Below are 18,742 nucleotides of genomic sequence, written 5' to 3'. Positions count from 1 at the left end.
GGGCAGGAATGACCTAGCCATTGGAGGCGAATGCGCCATCCGAAACAGCCTGTGCACCTGCACAGGGGGACCAAAGACGAAACTCAGTTTCTTAGAAAATTGAGCATCGTGACGAGGCCAGGAGCGCTACGGCCTGATTTTTGGTGCGCACGCCAAGCTTCTTCTTGGCATTGTCCAAATGGAAAGCGGCGGTACGCCGCGTGATTCCCAGAATGCCGGCGATATCCCAGGCGGACTTACCGCGTGCGGCCCATTGCAGACACTCATATTCGCGCGGTGTCAGCGAAACGCCGTCCACTGTTCGATCGCCGGGCAGCTTGCGGCGAACGGAGACGTGAAAGCAGGTCGCCATGAGCTGAAGCGCTTGTTCGTATCGCTCGGCTACCCGGAGAAACGCCGGATTGGGCTCATCAGCGGCAAAGGTCATCGCTGCCATCCAGTTCCGGCGATCGACGATCGGGATTGTCAAACCACAGCGGATGCTGAACCCGGCCGCTTCCTCGAACAGCCTCTGCTGAGCCTGCGATGTCGCAAAGCCGCGCATGTCCGATCCCCACCGAAACGGGCATCCGCCACACCTTGCACGAATGATAACAGGATCGACTTTCTGATACCGGTTTTGCAGATAATGGGCGGTCCAGCCAGCTGGATAGTTCGAGATCAACCTGGGCTCGGCTGAACGTTGTTGCGGCATTGACAGATAGGCAAAGGTCGCTAGCTCTAACCCAGCGGCCGCACCAGCCATAGCGGTTTGGAAATCGGCCTCATTGGCGCTTTCCGACAGCTGTTCCAGGAAGGTCTCGAAGAGAAGTTGCATGTCCTTCGTCATGCGTTGAACTAAGTCCCTCGATTTGGCTGCAAAGCGCCACGCCGGCGTGTGGATACCGACGGGCTAGCTTTTGGTGATGACCGCGGCCAATCTCGTGGGAATTGGCCAACATATTATGACTGTCTCCATATAGTGCGACGCCGGCTGTCTTCCGCCGCACGCCAAATGTGGATTTTTCGAACAGTGAATTGCGAAACCCAATTGCAGCAGCAAATGCACCGCCTGATGGTGAGAACATTCGATGCCAAGCACGTTGGCGGGCGCCCAAAACTCCCGTGCGGGCGTCAGCCGTCGCGTAGCGGAGATGCGGAACGCGATGTGCCATTCGAATTTACTCTCCTTCGCAAGCTTGTGATTTGATAGGCTGCAAGCACTTCCACCCCGCCCGTTAATAACTGCGCCCTGCCGGTGGGGAGGACACCGGCGGGGCGCGCCGCACACGGGTGTCGGTCGCGTGACGACCGGACAGCGGCGGCAGACCGTTCATGTGGGCTCGATCGCCGCATCTTCATCTCTGAACACTGCAGAGGGAAAGCCAAAATCGAGGCCGTTGCGGTAATCCTTCATATCCCAATGGCCTCATATGCGCCGGCGATCTGTCGAATGGAGGCGACATAGGCGGCCGTTCTGTAGTCGCCGAGTTCCGGCTGCGTCTCGAGCAGATCGGCTATGCGCGCCCAGGTGCTGCGCATCACATCTTCGAGACCAGACCGCACGAGATCGATCTCCGCGCCGCCCTCCAGAAATTCGTCTCGCATGTCGGCCGGGAAAGGCTGACCGGTCATCCGCTCGAGCGCCGCGGCGATCGTCTGGTTGCGGCGCTCCCGCCGCCGTCTCTCCATCAGCCCGAACGGAATATGGGTCAGATTCTTCACCCATTCGAAATAACTCACGACCACGCCGCCGGCATTGACGTAGAGATCGGGAAGGATCGTGATCCCTTGGGAGCGAAGGATCTTGTCAGCTTCATAGGTGATGGGGCCATTGGCCGCCTCGACGATGAGCTGCGTCTGGATGCGCTTGGCGTTGCCGACCTGGATGGCTTCCTCCATGGCGGCAGGTATGAGAATGTCGCACGGCCGTTCCAGGCCAGTCATATCGCCTTCGAATGACTCTGCATCGGGAAAGCCGAGGATGCTGCCGGTCCGGAGCTGATGTCGCTTGAGCGCCTCGATGGGAAGGCCTTCCGGATGGGCGACGTAGCCATCGCGTTCGGAAACGACCGTGATCAACGCGCCATCATCCTCGGAGAGGAACTTGTCGGCATGATAGCCGACATTGCCAAAGCCCTGCACCGCCACAGAAATCCGCTTCAGGTCCCGGCCCTGCTTCAACCGGCGGTGCGCTCATCCTGTAGATAGCTGCGAATGGCGAACTGCACACCTCTGCCAGTTGCTTCTGTGCGCCCGGCAATACCGCCCTTGGAGAGCGGCTTGCCGGTAACGCAGGCCCGCGCATTGATCACATCCATCGGATTGGCCCGGCGGAACTCGTCGACCATCCAGGCCATTTCCCGCTCGCTTGTGCCCACATCAGGAGCTGGCACGTTGAGCCCAGGACCGATTAGGCCGCGCTTGCTGAGCTCCTGGGTGAAACGGCGGGTAATGCGCTCGAGCTCCTGAGGAGTCCACTCACGCGGGTCGATCTTGAGTGCTCCTTTTGAGCCGCCAAACGGGACGTCGACCAGCGCACATTTGAGGGTCATCAGCGCTGCGAGCGCCTCTACCTCCTCAGCATCCGCATCGGGCGTGAACCGAATACCCCCTTTGACAGGCTCGCAATGCTCGCTGTGAACGGAGCGCCAGCCGACGAAGCTGAACATCCGGCCGCGCAGCCTGACACCAAACCGCACTGTGTATGTCGAGTTGCACTGAATGATCCGCTCGGCCAGTCCCTCAGGCAAATCGAGGAACTCCATCGCATGGCGGAAATTCTGGTCAACGCTGTGCAGAAAGCTGGTGGGCGAGGAATGCAGCTGAACAGCAGCCCTGCCCGGCCCAATCGCCACTTGCCCTTCGCCGGACCGGAGCTCTGGTACTGTCACCGAACCCAATTGAGAACTCCCTTATTTGGATCACTCGCCCTTGCCAGGTGCTCGCCGCTGAGCGATTCCTGCGGTCGATGTCTCAGATATTTTGGCCATCGCGGGTGAGTTCATCCATGACGACACGGACAGCGCTTTCGGCGATGGCGACGATCTCTTCGACCTCGGCTTTCGTTGCCACCAGGGGCGGGGCAAAACCCAGAATGTCTCCGTGCGGCATCGCGCGAACAATAAGACCACGGTCACGGGCTGCCTTGGATATTCGCGCACCAACCTTGAGCATCGGATCGAAGCGCTTCCTATTGTTGCGATCGGCCACGAATTCGATTGCGCCCATAAGCCCGACCCCGCGCACTTCGCCGATGATCGACAACTGCGAGAATTTGTCCTTCAACTGGGCTTGGAAAAACGCGCCGACTTCGCGTGCGTTTCCCGGAAGGTCTTCCCTTTCGACGATATCGAGAACCGCATTTGCCGCCGCGGCGCCAATAGGGTGGCCGGAATAGGTGTAGCCATGGGAGAATGCGCCGACGCGGTCCGCTCCGGCTTCAAGCACCTCATAGACCTTCTCTCCCACCATGGCGCCGGACAGCGGGAAGTATGCGGACGTCAGCCCCTTCGCGATCGTGATGAGGTCAGGCTCGATGCCATAGTGCAGTGAGCCGAACATGGAACCGGTACGGCCAAAGCCAGTAATCACTTCGTCTGCAATCAAGAGGACGTCATGCTTCCTGAGCACAGGCTGGATCGCCTCCCAATAACCCGCTGGGGGCGGGGTAATGCCGCCCGTACCCAGGACCGGCTCTCCAATGAACGCACCCACTGTATCTGGCCCCTCGCGCTGGATAAGGTCATCCAGTTCGGCCGCCCGACGCTTGGAAAATTCCTGTTCAGTCTCCCCCGGCTGCGCTCCCCAGTAGAAGTGGGGAACCCCGGTATGGAGAATCCGCGGCACGGGAAGGTCCATATGGTCATGATAAAAGCTCATGCCGGTCATTGAGCCGGAGATGACGCTACAGCCGTGGTAGCCGCGCTCGCGCGAAATGATCTTCTTCTTGTTTGGCTTGCCCCGAAGGTTGTTGTAGTACCAGACGAGCTTGGCCTGTGTCTCGTTGGCGTCCGAGCCGGACATCCCGTAGAAGATCTTGCTCATCTTGCCTGGCGCCATCTTCACAAGGCGGTCGGACAGAATCGCGAGTTCGTCCGTCGTGTGTGCGGCGTAGGAATGATAATAGGCGAGACGATGAGCCTGACGAGAGATCGCCTCGGCGACTTCGGTCCGGCCATACCCGACGTTCACGCAATAGAGACCGGCGAAGCCGTCGATCAGTTGGTTGCCATTCGCGTCCTTGATGCGAATCCCTTTGCCGGTCTCGACGATGGTCGGATCGCCAAGCTTACCGGTGGCAAAATCCTTAAGCTGCGTGAATGGATGCAGGACGCTGTTCCTGTCCTTTTCGCCGATTTCCTTGATGTTGATAGTCATTGTAGGCAATCCTCTCACGCTGCAAGATTCCCGAAGCAGGTGTATTTTGGTTCCAGATACTCGGCGATGCCATGTTTGGAGCCTTCCCGGCCAAGACCCGACTGCTTCCACCCGCCAAACGGGATCGGCGCACCAGTGAATTTCGGCGTGTTGACCGCGACCATGCCGTATTCGAGCCGATCGGTGAGCCGCATCGCACGGTTGAGGTCTCGGGTGTAGACATAGGCCGCGAGGCCCATCTCGGAATTATTCGCACGCTCGAGCACCTCCCCTTCGTCGTCAAAGGGCAAGATAGCAGCCACAGGCCCGAAGGTTTCTTCCCTGGCCACCCGCATGTCGTCAGTCACGTCGGCGAGCACCGTCGGTGTGACAAAGTTCCCGCCGAGAAAGTTGTCTTGCGCGTCGGTCACCATTCTGGCCCCCTCTGAGAGAGCCTGGGAGATCTGCTGCCTGCACTTTTCGGCACCGGACGCCTTGGTCATTGGACCGATGTCGACCCCCGGCTCCAACCCGTGCCCAACTTTCAGATCTCTGGTGGCCTGTGCGAATTTCTCCACAAACTGTTCATAGACTCTCCTCTGCACGTAGATTCTGTTCGCTGCCAGGCAGTCCTGGCCGGATGTGGCGAATTTGGCAGCCATGCAACCGGCGACCGCAGCTTCGATAGGTGCGTCGTCGAACAGGATGAAGGGAGCATTGCCTCCGAGTTCCAGCGAAGCCTTTTTTACGGTTTTCGCCGACTCCTGGAGCAGGAGGCGACCAACCTCGGTCGAGCCGGTAAAAGAGAACGCCCGCACCACGGTATGCTCCAACAAACGCCTGGCCAGCGGCGGCGCCTCACCAGTTATCACCTGGAACACGCCAGCGGGGATGCCGGCTTCCTCGGCAAGGCGGGCGAGCGCGAGCGCCGATAAGGGCGTTTCTGGGGCCGGCTTGACGATCATGGGGCAGCCAGCGGCCAGCGCGGCTCCAGCTTTTCTGGTAATCATTGCCGAGGGAAAGTTCCATGGGGTGATAGCGACAGTCACTCCGATCGGCTGCATCTGCACGGCCAGCCGGCTCCCGGCGAGATGGCTGGGGATGGTTTCGCCGTAGGCCCGCTCACCCTCTGCGGCAAACCAGTCCAGAAAGCCAGCCGCATACGCAATCTCACCTCGAGCTTCCGCGATGGGCTTGCCTTGTTCGGCAGTCATGATCACGGCTAGATCTTCCGCGTTTTGACGCATACCGGTTGCCCACTTCCGCAGGTATGCGCCACGTTCTGGGGGAAGCATGTCGCGCCACCGGAGGAACGCGGCTCTCGCGAAAAGAACCGCATCGTCCACATCCGACACTTTGCAGGCGGCTACCTGGGCCAAGGCTTCGCCAGTTGCAGGATCCACTATCGCGAGGCTTTCAGATTTTGAGGCCCAAGTCCCATTGATATATGCACATTCTTGCAAAAGGTCCGGCCGTCTGAGCCTCTGCAGTGCAGTGGTTGCGGTGCCCCTCATCAATGACTCCAAGTGGATGATTTGATGCCTTCAAACTAGCGTTCCCAGAGCGTCGATTGACGGCAGAATTGCAGCGCTCAAGGCCGGTTTCCTGCAAACATCGCTCCAACGCTGCAGGATTGGGGAGTGAACTAGCCGCCTTAATGCACGGCGATAAGCTTTTGACGGCCTGAAGCGACGCTGTGGTCGCCGTTGCGGTGCTTTTCCACGCGCCTCGTCAGGCGCCGGAATTGCTCCGTCGTGATGGCAGGCGGGGGTTTGCAGGTTGCGGTCGACGGGTTCGTTTCGGGGCGTCTGCGCCCCATCGTTATGTCGCGAGTTGGGGGATGCGATCGAGGACGATGCGCAGGATGCGCTGGTCGGGGCACGATGTCGGCAGGTGCAGGCGGATTTGCGATTTCATCTCGACCACCCGCGCAGCGATTTTGATGAGGCGCAATCGCAGCGTGTCGAATTGGGCGACGGCAAAGCTCGAGCGCCTCGGCATCGCGGCCCGCAAGCCCCACATCAACCAGTAAGCACCGGCATGCAGGAATAGCCGGAACTGGTTGGCCGTCGCTCTGGTGCAGGATGTGCGGTCGGCGGCAAGATGCGTCTTCCACGACTTGATGTGGTTCTCGGCCGCGCCGCGCCGGCAGTAGAGGTCCTCGTAGAGCGCCTTGGCCTTGCCACTGGCCAGATTGGTGACGATGAAGCGGGTGTCGGCTCCTTTGGCGCCGACCTCGACCCGCGCGATGATGCGCTCGACGCGGCTCCAACTGGCGGCGCCGTCAACGAACTCCTTGAACCTGCGGACCTTGCCTGTCTTGGCCGACGCTTCGAAGCGCGCCGTCGTGCTGGCCTCCAGATCCGCGACATGCTTGCGCAGGGTCGTGGTGGGCGCGAGGCCAAAGATGAAGTCGACGTCGTTGGCGCGGCACCAGTCGATGACCTGCGGGCTGCAATAATGGCTATCGCCGCGGAGCAGGATTCGAATGTTCGGCCAGTTGATCCGGATCGCCCGCACCAGACGGCGCAGGTGGGGGCGGATCTCAGCTCCACTCGGCCGCTTGGCCGGTCGCAGGATCGCGCTGACGAACCGTCCCGCACCATCGAACACTACGATCGGCTGGAAGCCGTACTCGTCATGGTGGGCATTGAACAGGCGAAGCTGTTGGCCTCCGTGCACAGCGTCGAAGGTGTCGTCAATGTCGAGTACGATCCGCTTCGGCACCTGCCGGAACGAGGCGCAATAGAGATCGACCATCGCCCGCCCCATCGCAACCAGCTCCCGCACGCCGGGCAGGTTCTCCAGCCGGCACAGCGTCGATTGCGACGCCAGATCCCGACCCGACGGCAGCGCATCCTGGGCCATCTTGAAGACCGGATCGCGGCGCAGCCGGTTGGCGTCGTTGCCGTCCTCGTAGCCGGCGGCAATCATCTTCATGCGAAAGCCGATCATGTCCGCCAGGCTGTGGACGACCTGGTCCGGGCAGCGCGGATCGTCGATGCAACGCGCCAGACGCTCGGCCACCCGCAACCGCTTTTCCACCTCGGCCAAAGCCAGAACGCCGCTGTTGGACGACAGCATGCCGCCGTCGAAACGGGCGACGACGGACTTGCCGCCGACTGATGACAAACCGCTCAGCGGCAGCGTAAGATCGTTCATGGTGGGTGTGGTCTCCGGGAAATGGTTCGGATCGGCTTAAGCAACCAAATCCTAAGTCATTTCAACGGCTTGCGCCACATCCACCAACCCCCATGAATTTTTCAGGCTAGTACATCGTATATTCGTTACGCCGTGGCATGCGGTTCAGACAGGTGCACGATCTTACCCCGATTCCACCCAGTTCTGACGTAAGCCGGTTGTGCTTTTGGACAGCCTCGAGAAGCGCTTGCGACATTGCCGCTGAAAGAGTGATCAGATGTTGCCATCGTCTCACCCAACGCAGTGGGCTGAACTGCACCGTTTAACCGAGTTTGCTGAAGACGAGTGGGTTGCCATGGTAGCGGCCGAAGCCGCTAAAACTCTGATGGTCAAGGCCAAATTGTTGGTACCTCGGTGCGAACAAGCCCGGAAAGCCTCATGTTTTTTTGGCCTACGTTGGCGGAGTGCCGAAATATCAGGAAATTTGCGATCAAGTAGCGGTGGACGGTTATCGAGACTTCGAAATCGCTTAGCAAGGGACCACCGTCATGCTGCTGGCCGCGAGGATCCTCAACATTCTGCCTATGACAACCTCGGACACATCAAGTCCGAGGCCAAGACTTGGATGACCCTTGTGTGCCGCACGAATGTCCTGGAGAAGCACCATGACGACAAGCGGGTGCGCAACAGCTAGCGGTGGACAGCGCCGCGATAATGCAGATGGCGACCAATGGCTACGGCACCAGCGCGGCCCACTACCATGTGGCGCCCTGCGTCTGAAGTACTATACGGTCCCGCAACAGAAGCGCGACGTCGAGGCGGCGACGCGATTCATGACTGAAGCCGGGCAGATAGATTTGGGGCATGACATCACAAGCAACGACTGGCAAAACGAAACCGGAGACGCGATCGCGGCACAACTTCGCGAGGCCGGTTTAAGGGTGAAGCGCACCATCCTGCCTGGCAGCACTTTCTGGAACAACTGGCTGAATTATCCCCTCACGAACTGGGAGCCAGGCTACATGCTTCCACCAGCATGGGTACACCCGCTGCGATGGCGGCGATCGTCACCTTATCGGCGCCTTGCGCAATGATCGCGCGCCGTCGTCGTCAGTCGCGCGATCGTTCCTGCTCAGACCCGACTTGAACAGTTGGAGGTGAACGGATGGCGAACGCTGTCCGTTAAGCTATTGACTTCACTCGCCTCGAGTTTTCGGCGCGAAAATGTGTGGTAACAACATTTGATCTGCTAGCTGCATGTTGTATGGATTTTATGGCATTTATTCGCTAACAACGCTGGCATGTTTGTCGTTGAGAGAGTCGCGCGCGGCCACCGCTATCTTTACCTCGTGGAAAGTGTCCGCGACGGCAAAACCGTTCGCCAGCGCACGATAAAGGCGCTGGGCCGCAAGGATGCGCTGGTTGCCAGCGGCGAACTTGACAGATTGGCGGCCTCGATTGCGCGCCATGGCGAGCGCAGCCTCATCCTGTCCGACATTGACGCGGGGCGAATTGCCTCTCGCCGCATCGGCGGTCCGCTGTTGTTCGGGCGGCTGTGGGAGCGGCTCGGGATCGGCGATGTGCTGGAAGAGGTGCTGGAAGGGCGCCAGTTCGGCTTTGCGGTGGAACGGGCGGTGTTCATTGGCACGTTGCATCGGCTGTTCGTCTCGGGCTCGGACCGCGACTGCGCGAACTGGATGGCCGATTATGGTATCGAGGGCGCCGAGGGTCTGGCGCTCCATCACTTTTACCGGGCCATGGCGTGGCTGGGCGAGGAACTCGGCGAAAAGGCGCAAGGCGCGCTGGTGGCGCGCTGCGTGAAAGACGTGATCGAGGAAAAGCTCTTCGCGCGCCGGCAGGACCTGTTCACCGACCTCAGCCTTGTGTTCATGGACACCACCTCGTTGTCCTTCTACGGCGCGGGCGGCGAGACGCTGGGCAAGCGCGGGCATTCCAAGGACTTCCGCCCCGATCTGGCGCAAATGATCCTGGCGCTGGTCGTTGATGCCGAGGGCCGGCCGATCTGCACCGAGATGGTGCCCGGCAACACCGCTGACGTGACCGTCCTGTTGCCGGTGGTCGATCGGCTGCGAACGCGCTTCGGCGTCACACGCGCCTGCGTTGTCGCCGATCGCGGCATGATCAGCGCCGATACCATCGCCGCGCTCGAAAAGCTGGGCATGGAATACATTCTGGGGGCCCGCGAACGCTCGAGCAGCGTGATCCACAACGTCGTGCTCAATGACGCGGCACCGATGGTTCCGCTCGTTCTCGAGCGCCAGCGCGGTGAAACTCAGTTGTGGGTCAAAGAGGTCAAGGTCGGTAAAGACCGCTACATTGTCAGCCGCAATGACGCCGAGGCCGAGAAGGACAAGGCCGACCGCCAGGCGATCATCGCCGGCCTCGAGGCACAGCTCAAGAAGGGCGACAAGGCACTGGTCGGCAACTCGGCCTACCGGCGTTACCTCAAGGCCAGCGGCAAGAACTTCAAGATCGATGTCGGCAAGCTTGCCGAGGAAGCCCGGTACGACGGCATCACCGTGGTGCGGACCAACGCGAAGGTGACCCCGCTCCAGGCCGTGCTGCGGTATCGCGATTTGCTCGAGGTCGAGAGCCTGTTCCGCGCCGCCAAGGCAACCTTCAATACCCGGCCGATCTTCCACCAATCCGATGCCGCCATCCGCGGGCATGTGTTCTGCTCGTTCCTGGGGCTCGTACTCAGCAAGGGACTGTACCGCCTCTGCCGGGCCAAAGGCCTGACGCCCGAATGGCAGCCGCTTCTACGCGATCTCGACCGCCTCCAGGAAGCCACCATCGAAAAGGATGGTCGCATCATCACCACCAGAACCCACGTTACGGGCCAAGTGGGCAACGTCTTCAAGGCATCTGGCATCGTTCTGCCACACAACCTCGACGAACAACTCGCCTGAGATCATCCCCAAAATGTAGTGGTAACACGCGCCGGCGCGCGCCTAACGTGCTGATATAATAACATATTCTTACAGGCGGTGTTTAAGTGGGGTCAGACTGCCGTGCTGGCGTTCTCCATGAGGTGCCGCGAATGGCGACGTGAACGGGCATTTGGCAAGGCCGCCTACCGCAATGGAACGACGAACGGCTCATAAGCCCTCCGGTTGCAAGCCGCCCGAATAGCGGCCTCGACCCTGAATTGACCTACTAAACCTCTTGGCAGAGAAAGCCAATCAAGGACCTATGCCGGCTTCTTGCATAGATCGTCGGGCATTACATCCGGTGGAATTGGGCAGACATACGAATGACTGCCAATGCGCTCCTTCAGCTCTGCTTTGGCGCGAGCAAGAATTGCTGGGTTGCGCAGGCAATCGGCGGCGGTGGCGGCTATGGTTTGTGCCGCCAATATCATAGCCTTGTGAGCTGCCGGGAGTTTCCCCTGCGTCACCAACTGCCAGGTGTGGAACCCTGTACCTATGGCAAAGCAGGCTGTATGGCATTGCGCCGTCGGCACAATCCAACTCACGTCGCCAACATCCGTTGTACCCATATCCACCTCCTCCCACGCCGGCAGTGCAAGCACTCCGTCATGGAGGATCTTCGACTTAAGCGAGGGATCGCGAGACGCAATACTTGACGACAAGTCCTCCTCCGTTAGTGCCGCCTCGCGAAGCTTCTTTGCAAAGGAGTAGTCGGCTTCATCGAAGGCAGGCGCACCGATACGGCACATGTTGTCGTACATCACTTCTTGCAGAATCTTGTTGGGAATGATGTTTGAGCTGCCGCCAGCAATCTGAACAACAACAGAGGTTTCGGTCATCAAGGCCGCGCCTTCAGCAATCTTTCTAACACGCGCGAAGAGTCGTTGAGCATCCGGCAAGAGAGGGGAACGTATGGAAAATAGCGATTCTGCATAAGCCTGCACCGTGTTTGGCGCATCGCCGCCGGTATTGGTGATCGCGTAGTGCACACGTGCATCTGCGGGCATATGCTCTCGCATATAGTTCACACCCACGTTCATCAGTTCTACCGCGTCCAGCGCGCTCCGGCCCATATGCGGCGAAGCTGCAGCATGTGCCGCCCGCCCATGAAAGCGAAAGTAGACTTGGATCTCAGCGAGGCTGGACGCAGTACTGACCTCATTGACTACGTGCGGATGCCAGCAAAAGGCGACATCAAGATCATCGAAGAGGCCGGCGCGCGCCATATAGGTCTTGCCCCCACCATTTTCCTCCGCCGGGCAGCCGTAGTAGCGCACCGTGCCAGCGATACCTTCGGTCGCAAGCGCTTCTTTTAATGCGGCAGCGGCCAGAGCCGAGCCGGCCCCGAGGAGATTATGACCGCAACCATGGCCACCTGCGCCACGAGTGGCAACCTCTTGTCGGAGTGTGCCCGAAATTTGCGATAGTTCCGGCAGTGCATCGTATTCTCCGAGAATTCCAATGACCGGTCCCCCTCGCCCGTACTCCGCCACAAACGCATTTGGAATACCGCCGACATTGGTCGTTATGCGAAAACCCTCCCCCTCCAAAATAGCAGACTGCTCAGCAACTGAACGATGCTCCTGGAAAGCCAGCTCTGGCGTAGCCCAAATACGGTCGCTGAGAGCGCAGTAGTCGAAAGCCTTAGCCTCCACCCGACGGGCGATTTCTTCAAGGCTGAAGCGATCGTTTTGCATGCGTATACATCCTCATAGTTGTATAGCAATGACATCTAAAGCGCGTCGTAGCTGGTTGCGACAAGCGCTCTTGACTAGCGCATCTGAGCCGCTTTCATCGCGGCCTCAGTCTGATGACACCGACATCGTTCTCGATGGCGATCTCGGTCCCAAATGGCTGCGAGAGCTTCTGCAAACGCTCGAGAATCGCCTTTGCCTGCGACCCGGTGACCAGCTGCGGGATACCGCGATTGGCAAACCTCTTGGAGAAGCCAAGTTCAATCGGGCAGAGCCGCAATTCAGCGAGCTGGTTCTGCTCAAACCGACTGACCGCGATAACGCTCTCGTAGCAGACGGGTGTCCCGAGCGCGCCGACAAAGCCGTCGGGCGTCGGGTATCCCCTCCCTTGCTCGTCGACAGTCACCTCGGCATCTGTGTCGATCCGCGGGTCTTTGCCATAGGCATCGAACATGTCAGCTCCCACGGGCGTGCGCAGGTCATCAAAGAAGAAATTGCCGAGGCTATAAAATATTGGTCGGCCCTTGTAGATTTCGATGCCTCGCAGCAGATGCGGTCCGTGTCCGATATATGCGTCTGCTTCGGAATCGATCATTTTACGGGCGAAAGATTGCTCGTAATCCGCCGGTTCCTGGCTAACCAACTCACTCCAATCAGGCTCGTGACCATGGTTCGTGACGATGCAGAAGTCGGAGAACTGTTTGCCCCGGCGAACGTTTCTTAGAATATCGGCGACATCGCGCGGGTTTGCTTCGTAGCTAAAACTGGGCTGATCGCCTGCTTTGAAAGTCTCCGCAAGGAGCACGACGCGGCTTGGGTCCTTTCCACCGGCTGCATAGCCTGGCAAGACATCACGTACCCGCCTGACGTACTCAATCATATCCGACGGAAGAATGATGTTTCGCGTCAAACGAAGAGCATTCACCCCTGGCCTGCCAGGCGCCTCGCCGGCAGGATCGCACGCTCGAGACATCGGCATGAAGGTAGTGGCAAGCGACACCAGCGCCACCCGACCTCGGGCGGTCTCCAAGAAGCGAGCCGCGCCAGCTTGTGAAAGGTTCTCCCCGACACCCGCATGAATGATGCTGTTCTCATCGAGCACACGGCTCGATTCGCGCATGCCTTCAACGCCCCAATCAAGCGAATGATTGTTCGCGCGACTCATAAGATTGAATCCCATCGCCCTTAAATCAGGGCCGAGTTCCGGCACACTGATGTGATACGCCCCGCCGTACTCAGCCTGCGGACTTCCCTTGAATGACCGGATATCGAAGACGAGCGTTTCCATATTGCCGAACGTGACATCGGCATCACGAAGGATCTTGACGATGTCGCCGAAGCCGGGATGATTGCCTTGGGTCAGCGGTCGCGACACGATGAGGTCACCAACGGCTACCATCGTGAAGCCGTCCGCAACGTTGGTTTGAATCGAACCGACCGTATCATAGTTGCCACCCTGCTGGGCTAGATGAGAACCGTTCTCCTGTGCGTATTTCTCCATAGGCTTCTCCTTAAGCTTGCCGCGCTTGGCAACGATGTCGGGGGTCAGAGGGTCTGTCGTTAGGCCACGGGCCGGAGCGACGAATTAGGGAACACTCAAAGTCACTGTCGGCAGGATCAGGTGCACAAGCCACGGCCCCAAGCCATGGTCGATAGGCTGGTATCCTTGGACGGGCAGCCACCGTGTGCTGATCGCGAACAGGTATATGAGAAAGAAGCCGACGACAAACACCGGGACAGAATAACCAAGCGTCGCGAATGCCGTCAGGATGCGATCAACAAGACCGCCAGCTCGCCAGGCGGCAAGGATGCCGAAGGAGACCCCAATCGTCACCGAAACGATCATCGTCAGGATCGAGAGGGAAAGGGTCGGTTCAAGCCGCTGCGAGATCAGCTCGAGAACCGGTCGGCCGGCAAAGATCGAGGTGCCAAAATCGCCGCCGAGCATGTCCCGCACCCAACGCATGAACTGAACCGGCATAGGATCGTTCAGTCCCAACTGCTCGCGGATGCCGGCGATCATCTCCTCCGTGGCCGACCTACCGGCGATGATGGCCGCCGGGTCGCCGGGCGCAAGCCTGAGAAGCAGGAACACGAAAACTCCGACCATTGCCATGACGGCGATGGCCGAAACTATCCTGTGAAGGATGTAGGCACCCATCAGGCCGAGGCCTTCTGCATGTTCCATATCGGCACGATTTGGGGCATGCCAATGAGGCCGGTGAGCGCCTTGCGGCGCGCGGTCGGCGAGACATATCGCCCCAGCCTAATGTCGCCGACGAAGTCCCACCATATTTTTTGCATCTTGCGGGCTCCCTTGTGCCTTCGCTACTGGCGCGAGCCTATCGTGGTAACCAGTCTCCTTTCCTGCAAATAGGGCCAACAATTCGCAGATATCCCGCACCCTATCCACTGAAAATCCTCGGAACCGGCAGAGCGCCCCAGAGGCAGAGTTGTCGTTCTAGACGAACCCAGGTTTGCAAAGTAGAACCCGCTCACTCAGCACTCCTCGACTTGTGCCGTGAACGCCTGACGATCGAGGTGTTCGGCGTCAGGGCCGATCGAACCGTCCGGGTGGAACAGTTGGTAACGGCCGGAATAATGCCTTCGAACGACATGAGCCTGGCTCCAGTTCGGTCATAAGCCCATCGTTATATGAAAGGACAAATGGTATAACAGCCGAAATAAAATCAGTTGGCAGGCTACTTTTTTGCGCGACACCCGCTCTGGCAATTATCGCGTAAGCGCCTTCAGCTTTCGAGCGTCTCCGGTGGAACCACAATGCTTCGCGCCAAATGAAGAGCATTCAGTCCCGGTCGCACGCACGCGACAGCGGCGTGAACGACGAAGCAAACGACACGAACACCACGCGACCGCGCGCAGTCAAAAAAGCGAGTGGTGGCAGCTTGAAGCGCCCCGGCCTGCGGGATGATCTCGCGTTCGGGCAGCGGCTCGGCAGCGGCATAGAGGTGTTCGGGCAGGCCGTCGCACTGCGCGGCATTGAAGACGGGTGAAGCGCTTGAGATACGGCACCGCCTGCGGCTCCGCCCTCGGCCTTGGCGCGCCCTTTCCGTTTTCGGGATGAAGCTGTCGGCATGCACGATGGTCGTGCCATGTTCGCCCTTCCTGACATGGCCGCCGAAGGAAAGGGCCTGCCGGAAGGTCAGCCAGTTCTGGCTGGGGTACCGGCGCTCGACGACCGCACCCACTGCCGGAATAGAACCGACCGGTGGCCGCATTCCTCGGCAGACCGAAGTCAGCCTTGGCCCTGCACCACGGCTTGACCAATCGCAGGGTGCCGCGCTCCAGATTCACAGCGAGATTCCCTGCGGACAGGCCAACTCGGCTGGACGTACACGGTCTCATGTAATCGATAGAGTTCGAATGGCAGCGAAGCGGTACGCCTATCAAGATCTTCTCACCTTTGCCTCGCAGCTTCTGACCCGCGCGGGTCTGCCTCAAGTGCGCGCTGAAGTGGTAGCGCGGCAATTTCTTGAAGCCGATCTGCTTGGCTATTCCACTCATGGAGTACATCGTCTGTCGACAATCGTCTGCCGAGCAACTGCGACTGGCTGCTGAAGGGAGAAACTAATCCCGACGGCCAACATATAGTGCTGCAGGCGACCCAATGTTGTGAAAGTTGGGATGCGGATCTTCTTCCTGGGCCATGGGTCGCTGCTCAGGCCGTGGACCGTGCTTGTGAAATGGCCGCCGAGAACGGGCTGGGCGCAGTTGTAGTGCGTCGAGCGCAGCACGTCGCATGTCTCGCCTCCTTATCTTGGACGCGCAACCGACCGGCGCATGATGGTCATGATCACCGTGAGCACTCCGTCCGAGGCCGTCGTAGCTGCTCATGGCGGCCTTACACGATTTGCCGCAGGCATTCATACCGGGGAAGCACCGATCCTGATTGACACCACCTTGGCGATATCGGGCTCAGGGTCCGATGAACCGCGCCCACCGTCAGAGAACGATGCTGCCCTACCCCATGATCGTGCGTCCGGACTGCGACATTAGTGCCGATCCGGCCGATTTCGCGGCTGGCGGTGCTATCTTGCCACTCGGCGGCATCGAGCAGGATTACAGGGGAACTGGCCTGGCTTTCTTGACAGAGGCTCTGACAGCGGCGCTCAGCGGATTTGGGCGGGCCGACGGAGCTGAAAGCGGAGAAGCGAACGCCCTCTTAGTCCAAGTTCTTGACCCCGCCCATTTCGCTGGACGTGCAGCTTTCGAACGTGAGATGCGATTTCTGGCTCAACGATGCCGGACAAGTCGAGTTGCGCCGGTAGTGATCCGGTGCGCGTTCCAGGTGATCGCGCTTTGATGCTCAAGCGCGATCAGTTGCGCGATGGGCATCGGTCTTCTCGATTTGATCGTGGATGACATCCGCCCTTGGGCGGAGCTCGACTGTACCTTTCCAGCGCCGATGCCCGCTAGTGATGAAAACTAGGTCGTGTGTCTGACTCCGGATCAGGCGATGGCCATAGGCGTAGGCCCGTGACTCAGCGAGCCTTCCGCCCCGGTGTTGCTTAGCACATTTGACCATCGTCGGCAGCCGCAAGGCGGCCGGCGCCAGGGGCGAAGCCGGATGGCCGAGTCCGCCTGAGCTCGGCAGAGAAGCGGGCTCGGTTCACGAGCACCCGGCGCGCTTCACGCCCACAGCACTGGACATGAAGAACGTATTTGGCCACGGCACCGGTGGCTGGGACTCGCCGATCCGAGCAAGCGGCCAGCCGGCGCGGCGAAGGATGCGCTCCATGCGCAGATCGGTGACGGTGACGATTCGGCTGAGGCGGCGGGGCAGGTCCAACTCGATCATGCCGGCGAAGAGGGCCACCGGGGTCTGAATACTATTTTGATTCAGACGTCGCTCAAATTGTAGACTGCACGATTATTCTTATGGAGGACCATGCGCGCCGCCTCTATCGCCTCGTCGAAGGCGAGACTTCCGCCTACGACATAGTCGGTCAACGCTTTCGCGAGATATCGCTTACCCCACCGTCCGGCGAGCCAGAACAGTTCGGGAACGTGGTAGTTGTCGCTCGCAAACAGGATCTTTGAGAGCGGAACCGCCTCCATGACCTGCTTATACCTCTCGTAGAGGCTCTGGTGGACGAACGGGGTCATGATCGACAGCTCGAAATAGCAGTTCGGATACAGGTGGCTCAGCCATGCCGCCTTGCCGACCGAGGGATAGCCGGCGTGCAGCGGGATGATCTTCGGCATCCGCATCATGTTGTCCTTGTCGAACCGGACCACTTCCTCCAGGTAGAATGGGTCCTGATTGCGCAGGATCACCTCTGGCGCTTCGCCGTCGCCGGTGTGGATTTGCATCGGCATGTCCCGCTTAAGGCATTCCTCCAGCGTCATCGTGAACGTGTACCGCCGCAGGTCCTTCGAGACATTGAACGCCGCCTGCCGTTCCATGAACGGCAATTCCGCGTAGGATTTCCGCATCGCATTCCACGACTTTGCCGCAAGAGTCCGATCGTAAAGCGGTTCGATTAGACCGATATACGGCAGCAGGTAAGACTTCATGCCGACGGACTTCTTGCCGAAATTGCCCGTGCCATCCATGACGTCGAGAAGGCGTTCGAAGTAGAGACTCTCGAATTCGTCGAAGGAAATGTCCATGCTAAATAATTCGCGCTGGATTTCCTCGATGCGGGCAATCCTGTGGGTCCGGCAGGGAAGGATTGCCTCTTCGAATTTCTCGATGGCCGGCCGGCCGCAGCTTTCGTGATAGCCGGTATCGAGCATAATGTTTTCCAGGTTCACGTCGCGGAAGAGGGCATTGACGTAGGACCAATAATCCCGGCCTCGGTCATTCCGTGCCTCGATGACGGCTTCGAATGTCGGTTCGCAATTCAGGAACTGTGCCAGCTCCTTTGTCAGGAATTTGATGAAGATGCTTTGGGACAGATGGTACGTCATCTCATCGACCTTGGCCTGGATTCCGTACGTCTTGTCGAGGTCGTGCCGGGTTGCCTCGTGACCGGTGAGCCAACGGTTATAGATCCCTGCGGGGAAGTAATTAGGAAATGGGTATCCGGCCAACGAAATGCGCTCAAGATAGCGCTGAGGGGTGGTAATCGCATCGCGGTCGGTAACGAGGTGACAATGCGTGTCATCAAGCGGAAGCGCGTTGACCACATCGAAGATCTTGAAGAATTCAGGATCCTGCCGTTCACGGAACAGGGGTAGGTGGCGCAGGCCAGGAGAAAACGACGAGGTTGTCGTCGCGGTACTTGCGGCCAGATCGCTCGACATCTCGGCGACAGGGTTGTTCATTTGATGTTATCTCCGTCTGTCAAGTTTACGGCCGCGTCGCACACACATTCAGCCTCCAAATTTCGGCCAGAACATCCTCAGATGCATCTGGAGGCGGCGGTTCAGTCCATCGGCCCTCGTCTCCGTGCCCCCTCAGTTCCAAGGCCTCGTCGAGGGATGGCGCAGCGGCGAGAAGCTTGCGGGTGTAGTGTTCGCGGGGATGCTTCAGAACATCGCGCGGCAAACCGGCTTCGATGATCCTCCCCGCCCGCATAACCAAAACGCACTCGGCAATGGCTGCCGCCAAGTAAATTTCATGTATGATTGAGAACATACGCCAACCCCCGC

At 59.4% G+C, this 18,742-nt stretch carries 13 protein-coding genes and 3 pseudogenes; 4 read left to right on the top strand and 12 right to left on the bottom strand.

Features of this window, described 5'->3' with window-relative positions; all coding sequences use genetic code 11:
- Positions 1–91 precede the first annotated feature (91 nt).
- The 5 genes and pseudogenes from ACZYHG_RS34585 to ACZYHG_RS34565 all read right to left on the bottom strand — a co-directional run bounded on the left by ACZYHG_RS34585 (position 92) and on the right by ACZYHG_RS34565 (position 7,500).
- Positions 92–817, bottom strand: coding sequence for a helix-turn-helix transcriptional regulator (locus tag ACZYHG_RS34585; RefSeq protein WP_464615360.1), 726 nt, complete (start codon positions 815–817; stop codon positions 92–94).
- A 575-nt stretch (positions 818–1,392) separates the two neighbouring features.
- Positions 1,393–2,747: pseudogene (locus tag ACZYHG_RS34580) on the bottom strand (Glu/Leu/Phe/Val family dehydrogenase).
- A gap of 208 nt (positions 2,748–2,955) precedes the next feature.
- The gene (locus tag ACZYHG_RS34575) at positions 2,956–4,359 is read right to left on the bottom strand and encodes an aminotransferase (RefSeq protein ID WP_464614937.1); all 1,404 of its coding nucleotides are present in this window, start codon (positions 4,357–4,359) and stop codon (positions 2,956–2,958) included.
- 14 nt (positions 4,360–4,373) lie between these two features.
- Entirely contained in the window at positions 4,374–5,852 is a 1,479-nt protein-coding gene (locus tag ACZYHG_RS34570; protein ID WP_464614936.1) for an NAD-dependent succinate-semialdehyde dehydrogenase, read from the bottom strand.
- A 307-nt stretch (positions 5,853–6,159) separates the two neighbouring features.
- Positions 6,160–7,500 (bottom strand): IS1380 family transposase, encoded by a 1,341-nt coding sequence (locus ACZYHG_RS34565; protein WP_464614935.1) that lies wholly within the window; start codon positions 7,498–7,500, stop codon positions 6,160–6,162.
- 644 nt (positions 7,501–8,144) lie between these two features.
- Here ACZYHG_RS34565 and ACZYHG_RS34560 point away from each other — a divergent pair.
- Positions 8,145–8,573, top strand: coding sequence for a hypothetical protein (locus ACZYHG_RS34560; protein ID WP_464614934.1), 429 nt, complete (start codon positions 8,145–8,147; stop codon positions 8,571–8,573).
- Positions 8,574–8,780: 207 nt separating this feature from the next.
- The gene (locus tag ACZYHG_RS34555) at positions 8,781–10,409 is read left to right on the top strand and encodes an IS1634 family transposase (RefSeq protein WP_464614933.1); all 1,629 of its coding nucleotides are present in this window, start codon (positions 8,781–8,783) and stop codon (positions 10,407–10,409) included.
- A gap of 281 nt (positions 10,410–10,690) precedes the next feature.
- Here the strand turns inward: ACZYHG_RS34555 and ACZYHG_RS34550 are convergent, their stop codons facing one another.
- The 5 genes and pseudogenes from ACZYHG_RS34550 to ACZYHG_RS34530 form a co-directional block, all read right to left on the bottom strand.
- On the bottom strand, positions 10,691–12,127 hold the full coding sequence (locus tag ACZYHG_RS34550; RefSeq protein WP_464614932.1) for an amidohydrolase: 1,437 nt from the start codon (positions 12,125–12,127) through the stop codon (positions 10,691–10,693).
- 94 nt (positions 12,128–12,221) lie between these two features.
- Positions 12,222–13,625, bottom strand: a complete 1,404-nt coding sequence (locus tag ACZYHG_RS34545) for a CapA family protein (protein WP_464614931.1) — start codon at positions 13,623–13,625, stop codon at positions 12,222–12,224.
- 90 nt (positions 13,626–13,715) lie between these two features.
- Positions 13,716–14,285, bottom strand: a pseudogene (locus tag ACZYHG_RS34540) (ABC transporter permease); the annotation flags it as partial.
- Positions 14,285–14,428, bottom strand: coding sequence for a hypothetical protein (locus ACZYHG_RS34535; protein ID WP_464614930.1), 144 nt, complete (start codon positions 14,426–14,428; stop codon positions 14,285–14,287). The pseudogene ACZYHG_RS34540 and the gene ACZYHG_RS34535, both read right to left, overlap by 1 nt.
- Positions 14,429–14,874: 446 nt before the next feature.
- The gene (locus ACZYHG_RS34530; protein ID WP_464614929.1) at positions 14,875–15,333 is read right to left on the bottom strand and encodes an ArdC-like ssDNA-binding domain-containing protein; all 459 of its coding nucleotides are present in this window, start codon (positions 15,331–15,333) and stop codon (positions 14,875–14,877) included.
- A 342-nt stretch (positions 15,334–15,675) separates the two neighbouring features.
- On the opposite strand from ACZYHG_RS34530, the gene ACZYHG_RS34525 reads away from it, so the two are divergent.
- Both ACZYHG_RS34525 and ACZYHG_RS34520 read left to right on the top strand, forming a co-directional pair.
- Positions 15,676–16,038 carry an Ldh family oxidoreductase gene (locus ACZYHG_RS34525; RefSeq protein ID WP_464615359.1) on the top strand — a complete coding sequence of 121 codons (363 nt, stop codon included), beginning with the start codon at positions 15,676–15,678 and terminating at the stop codon, positions 16,036–16,038.
- A 32-nt stretch (positions 16,039–16,070) separates the two neighbouring features.
- Positions 16,071–16,448: an Ldh family oxidoreductase gene (locus ACZYHG_RS34520; RefSeq protein ID WP_464614928.1), complete on the top strand. Its 378-nt coding sequence runs from the start codon at positions 16,071–16,073 to the stop codon at positions 16,446–16,448.
- A 378-nt stretch (positions 16,449–16,826) separates the two neighbouring features.
- On the opposite strand, the pseudogene ACZYHG_RS34515 reads toward ACZYHG_RS34520, so the two are convergent.
- Together ACZYHG_RS34515 and ACZYHG_RS34510 are read right to left on the bottom strand one after the other, a co-directional pair.
- A pseudogene (locus tag ACZYHG_RS34515) lies at positions 16,827–16,955 on the bottom strand (acyl-homoserine-lactone synthase); the annotation flags it as partial.
- A gap of 29 nt (positions 16,956–16,984) precedes the next feature.
- Positions 16,985–18,415 (bottom strand): amidohydrolase family protein, encoded by a 1,431-nt coding sequence (locus ACZYHG_RS34510; protein ID WP_464614927.1) that lies wholly within the window; start codon positions 18,413–18,415, stop codon positions 16,985–16,987.
- Positions 18,416–18,742 lie beyond the last annotated feature (327 nt).

The organism is Mesorhizobium subarcticum, from assembly GCF_055456085.1.
This window is presented reverse-complemented; position numbering and strand designations above follow the sequence as displayed.

Excerpts from the sequence above, each read along its gene's own strand:
- ACZYHG_RS34585 (WP_464615360.1), bottom strand. The coding sequence starts at position 817 with ATGCAACTTCTCTTCGAGACCTTCCTGGAACAGCTGTCGGAAAGCGCC.
- ACZYHG_RS34575 (WP_464614937.1), bottom strand. The coding sequence starts at position 4,359 with ATGACTATCAACATCAAGGAAATCGGCGAAAAGGACAGGAACAGCGTC.
- ACZYHG_RS34570 (WP_464614936.1), bottom strand. The coding sequence starts at position 5,852 with ATGAGGGGCACCGCAACCACTGCACTGCAGAGGCTCAGACGGCCGGAC.
- ACZYHG_RS34565 (WP_464614935.1), bottom strand. The coding sequence starts at position 7,500 with ATGAACGATCTTACGCTGCCGCTGAGCGGTTTGTCATCAGTCGGCGGC.
- ACZYHG_RS34560 (WP_464614934.1), top strand. The coding sequence starts at position 8,145 with ATGACGACAAGCGGGTGCGCAACAGCTAGCGGTGGACAGCGCCGCGAT.
- ACZYHG_RS34555 (WP_464614933.1), top strand. The coding sequence starts at position 8,781 with ATGTTTGTCGTTGAGAGAGTCGCGCGCGGCCACCGCTATCTTTACCTC.
- ACZYHG_RS34550 (WP_464614932.1), bottom strand. The coding sequence starts at position 12,127 with ATGCAAAACGATCGCTTCAGCCTTGAAGAAATCGCCCGTCGGGTGGAG.
- ACZYHG_RS34545 (WP_464614931.1), bottom strand. The coding sequence starts at position 13,625 with ATGGAGAAATACGCACAGGAGAACGGTTCTCATCTAGCCCAGCAGGGT.
- ACZYHG_RS34535 (WP_464614930.1), bottom strand. The coding sequence starts at position 14,428 with ATGCAAAAAATATGGTGGGACTTCGTCGGCGACATTAGGCTGGGGCGA.
- ACZYHG_RS34520 (WP_464614928.1), top strand. The coding sequence starts at position 16,071 with ATGAACCGCGCCCACCGTCAGAGAACGATGCTGCCCTACCCCATGATC.
- ACZYHG_RS34510 (WP_464614927.1), bottom strand. The coding sequence starts at position 18,415 with ATGAACAACCCTGTCGCCGAGATGTCGAGCGATCTGGCCGCAAGTACC.